This window comes from Deltaproteobacteria bacterium, assembly GCA_016210005.1.
Taxonomy (GTDB): domain Bacteria; phylum Desulfobacterota; class Binatia; order HRBIN30; family JACQVA1; genus JACQVA1.
This window is the reverse complement of sequence record JACQVA010000049.1, coordinates 1-3898: the sequence shown is the minus strand read 5'-3', so window position 1 is coordinate 3898 and position 3898 is coordinate 1. Positions and strand designations below refer to the sequence as shown.

Annotated in this window: 6 protein-coding genes; 2 read left to right on the top strand and 4 right to left on the bottom strand. The window is 64.4% G+C overall.

The annotated features are described in order from the left end of the window. Positions 1–479 precede the first annotated feature (479 nt). Positions 480–1370: a hypothetical protein gene (locus tag HY699_05705; GenBank protein MBI4515297.1), complete on the top strand. Its 891-nt coding sequence runs from the start codon at positions 480–482 to the stop codon at positions 1368–1370. A gap of 189 nt (positions 1371–1559) precedes the next feature. Here HY699_05705 and HY699_05700 read toward each other — a convergent pair whose 3' ends face one another. The 4 genes from HY699_05700 to HY699_05685 all read right to left on the bottom strand — a co-directional run bounded on the left by HY699_05700 (position 1560) and on the right by HY699_05685 (position 3476). Continuing rightward, a complete protein-coding gene (locus HY699_05700; GenBank protein ID MBI4515296.1) occupies positions 1560–1964 on the bottom strand; it encodes a type II toxin-antitoxin system VapC family toxin in 405 nt (134 codons plus the stop codon). Next, positions 1957–2208, bottom strand: coding sequence for a hypothetical protein (locus tag HY699_05695; protein MBI4515295.1), 252 nt, complete (start codon positions 2206–2208; stop codon positions 1957–1959). The genes HY699_05700 and HY699_05695 overlap by 8 nt, the downstream gene beginning before the upstream one ends. Positions 2209–2783: 575 nt before the next feature. Continuing rightward, positions 2784–3203 carry a hypothetical protein gene (locus HY699_05690; GenBank protein MBI4515294.1) on the bottom strand — a complete coding sequence of 140 codons (420 nt, stop codon included), beginning with the start codon at positions 3201–3203 and terminating at the stop codon, positions 2784–2786. Between the two features lie 3 nt (positions 3204–3206). Further along, entirely contained in the window at positions 3207–3476 is a 270-nt protein-coding gene (locus HY699_05685) for a hypothetical protein (GenBank protein ID MBI4515293.1), read from the bottom strand. A gap of 269 nt (positions 3477–3745) precedes the next feature. On the opposite strand from HY699_05685, the gene HY699_05680 reads away from it, so the two are divergent. Beyond that, positions 3746–3898: hypothetical protein (locus HY699_05680; protein ID MBI4515292.1), on the top strand; the 153-nt coding region annotated here is incomplete at its 3' end.

The window sequence follows — 3898 nt, the reverse complement described above, 5'->3', positions numbered from 1 at the left end:
TGCCCCCGCGAAGGCGTGGGGCGGGCATCCAGGGGCGGTGGGGCTCCGGATGGATTCCCGCCTTCGCGGGAATGACGGACCCTGGCCCGGACCGTCATGCCGGCAGTCCTCTATACAGCCGCGCATAAATATTGAGACATACAAGATGCGGGGCAATCTGCGGTCTCGCGCGAATGGACGACCGTCATGCCCGCACAGGCGGGCATCCAGGGGCGGCTGGCGGTGGGTTTCAAGCTGCCGTGGATTCCCGCTTTCGCGGGAATGACGGAGAGAGAGGCACCCTGTGACATGTCCCTCAACTTATGCGCGGCCGTATAGCCGGCATTCAGGAGGGGGGCGGGGACGTGCATCCCGAACCGCTCCTGCGGCTCCGAAATCTGTGCGCCGCGCGCAGACTTTCGGCCATAGTAGTTCAGGGCAGGCTTTGGACCTTGGACGTTGGACCTTGGACTTTGGACTCTGAATGAGGAGGTGAGACGATGAAAAGAACACCCACGTGGATCATCGCAGTTGCTTTCGCGTTGCTGGCGCGCACCGTCGCCGCCGACGCGCCGAACCTGCTCAACTACCAGGGCCGGCTCACCGACCCGAGCGGCACTCCGAAGAACGGCACGTTCACGATGCAGTTCGCGGTCTACGACGCGGAGAGCGGCGGCAACCAGCTCCCGACCGGCTCGCCGTGGAGCGAGACGCAGAGCGTCACGGTGACCAACGGCGTCTTCAACGTCCTGCTCGGCAGCGTGACGGCGCTACCGACGGATTTGTTTCAAGGAGGGCCGTTAGACGCGTCGGGGCCGCTGCGGTTTCTGCAGGTGACGGTCAGCGGGGAGGCTCTCGCCCCGCGGAAGCGTATAGCAAGCGCGGCGTACGCGATTGCAACCCCAGATACGCCAGCGCCCGCGTCGGGGGCCTGGACACACGTCGCAACGGCGACCTTCCCCGGAGGCATCACCCAAGTAGAGATGGACGTCCCCTCCGAGGCGAACCTCTTCATGCTGGTCATTGAGCGGCTGCAGGGGCAGCAGCAGGATCTTTACGTCCGGTTCGTGAATACATCGGGCGGGATCGGCACCCATGAGTACATCCGACTGAGGGCCAGTGACAATACCGTCGACAAGATCAGTCAGACGTCGATTCAGTTCCCGCTTGGAGCCAACGAAGGGCAAATCGCCGGCGTCATCTACTTTCAGCGTCTCGCTGATTGGTCACGCCACTCGGTGACGCTCAATGTCGGCTACCTGGGGGCAAGCGGCGATACGTTCGCACCCGGGGCCGTGTACGTGGACTCTCTCCCGATCGCGAAAGTCAGAATCTTCGGAGACACCGACCCCTTCGGAGTCGTGCACCTCTACAAGCTTCGTCAGCCTTGATGCCTCTGACCCGAAATGCGGAATGCTGATGCCCAACTTCCAGCGCAGCTTCATCCCCGGCGGAACGTTCTTCTTCGTCGTCGCGACGGCCGGCTGCTGCCCGTTGCGCCTTACGCAAGGATCTGGGTGCGCCCGATGACCTGCTGCGGCGTGCAGATCTTCAGACCGGTGCGGCACGCCACCTCGCCCTCATCCGGACGCTCGCGCGTACGGCTGGCGCGCGTCAATGCCGGGGATGGGTGCGAAGTGACTGAGGTTGAATGTGTAGATCGGCACCGCGGTTCGGAGCGCAGCCGCGGCGATCAGACAGTCGAGCATACCGACGCCATGGCTGAGACGATAAGCTGCAAACCAGCTGGCCGCATGACGCGAGTCGTCGGCGCAGATGTGCTCGATGGGCAGGATCGCCAGCCGCTGTTCGATGCGCTGCTGCTCCATTCGGTCACGCGCACCTTGCAACAACTCCATCCATACGATGACGGGAATACCGATGACGCTGTTGCCGTGCCCGGCAAACCACTCGGCAGCCTGTGGACTGCCGCGGAAGAGGTCGATCAAGACGTCGGTATCGAGCAGCAGCGAGATGTCAGCCATGACGCCGTTCGGCTCGCTGTCGGATTCGCCGGGCAAACTCAACGCTGTCGTCAATGTCGCTTCGATCCTTCCAGATGCCGAACAGGCCAGAGGCAAGTAGCTCGTCACCTGTTCCACTCTTCTCCGCCGCGGTATCGAGAACGCGCACGACGACTTCCGCGGGACCAGCGGGCAGTTCTGGTGGCAGCTCGACGACCAACCGATGGTCCGGCGGGATTATCGCCTTCACCGTGGCGCTCTTCATGCTTCTTACATAGCACGCACCGCGCTTGCACGGCCACACCTGATAGCCCGAAGGGGCGGGCATGGCTGACCTGCGTGTACCCTCCGCCGCCCCGGTGGTCAGGCTGGTCGTACTCCCTGCGGCTTCCGCCGCGTTCGCCGACGCCTCCTTCAGCCGGACGCTCGCGTGTATCGCTGGCGGGCGTCGATGCCGGGGATGGGCGCGAAATGACTGGGGCTGAATGTGTAGACGGGCACCGCGCTTCGGAAACCAGCCGCGGCGGTCAGACGGTCGAGCATGCCGACGCCATGACTGAGACGGTAAGCTCCCGTAGGGCCGGCTGTGCCGGCCGTCTTCGAGGCGAACATCGATGCCTAACTTTCGCCGTAACTCGATTCCCGGCCCCGCCGCATGCGGCCAGGCTGGCCGCGCTCCCGGCAAGGCATGCCGACGCCATGGCTGAGACGGTTGGATGCAAACCAGCTCGCCGCGCGGCGCGGGTCGTTGGCATCGGTGTGCTCGATGGGCAGGCTTGCCAGCCGCACGTGCAGTTCGAAGAGCAACTCCGCGTCGGAGAGCAGCGCGCGTCCGGGCCGTTAAGGCAGCGGCGTTACGCAAAACACCTGGTGGTGCTCGCGGAAGCCAAGTTGGATCAGGTTGAAGAAATCGCGGCCGAGCAGGTTGCGGCGGATGCGGACCGTGCTGAACGCGACGTCGAGATCAAACGAGCCGAGTTCCGGGTGGGAGAGAACGACGGGGTGAATGCGCGCTTCGATGGTCACGCCGGTTATCGATTGATACCGACGGCCCACCCCGCCGAGCAGATCGATGCCCAACGCCTGCGCCACCTCTCCATCGATCAGCGTCTGCTGAGCCCCGGAGTCGAGATAGCCGTCGATGTCCAGCGCGTGTCCGGACCGGTCAGGGCGGGTAATCCGCAGCGGCAGCGCCGGAAACGCATCGCCCCGTTGATCGTAAATGTACGGAAACCGATGCGTGTAGGCGACGGTGTCCACGGGCTAGAGCCCGATCCGAACCACGTCGCCGGCATCGTCGGGCTCAACGAAAAAGAGGTAGGGTGTCTCGACGCCCTTCTGGCGCGACTCGGCAACGACGCGGACTGCATTCGGTCCGTGCGCAACGAGTTCCTCTCCCTCCACCACAACCCACTGGCCGGCGAGTGCGCGCAGCACGTGCGCGTGTGTCCGGCGCCACTGCAGTTCACGACTGCGGTGTCCGGTCACCATGGCAGAGCCATCATCAATGGTGCGTGCTGTTTCGGAGGCCATCAGGGAGTTTCCTTGCTACGTATGCTCCCTCAATCGCAGGCACATTGTCAATTGCGCGTGCTCGATGGGCAGGATCGCCAGCCGCTGGTCTTGCCGGGAGCGCGGGCTGCCAGCCCGCAGGGTAGGCGTTCTTTTCGACACACACAAGGACTGCGGCCAGGCTGGCCGCGCTCCCGGCGACGGCGCATTTTGCTGGGATCGCGGGCTGCCAGCCCGCAGGTGGTGGCGCGGGGCTGGGGCTGCCGTCCTGAATTGAGAAAGGAAGGACAATGAAGAAGACGCTGGTTGGTGTCGCGCAGATGACCGGATTGGTGTTGCTCGTCTCTGCCCCGGCCGCATTCGCGCAGTCATCGAGCGCGAGCTTCCGCATGACCAGCGAGGCGCTCAACACCGGCGGCGGAGTTTCGGACTCCGCCAGCTTC

Bases quoted from the DNA above. Each gene is read 5' to 3' on its own strand.
- HY699_05705 (MBI4515297.1), top strand. From the start codon at position 480: ATGAAAAGAACACCCACGTGGATCATCGCAGTTGCTTTCGCGTTGCTG.
- HY699_05685 (MBI4515293.1), bottom strand. From the start codon at position 3,476: ATGGCCTCCGAAACAGCACGCACCATTGATGATGGCTCTGCCATGGTG.
- HY699_05700 (MBI4515296.1), bottom strand. From the start codon at position 1,964: ATGGCTGACATCTCGCTGCTGCTCGATACCGACGTCTTGATCGACCTC.
- HY699_05695 (MBI4515295.1), bottom strand. From the start codon at position 2,208: ATGAAGAGCGCCACGGTGAAGGCGATAATCCCGCCGGACCATCGGTTG.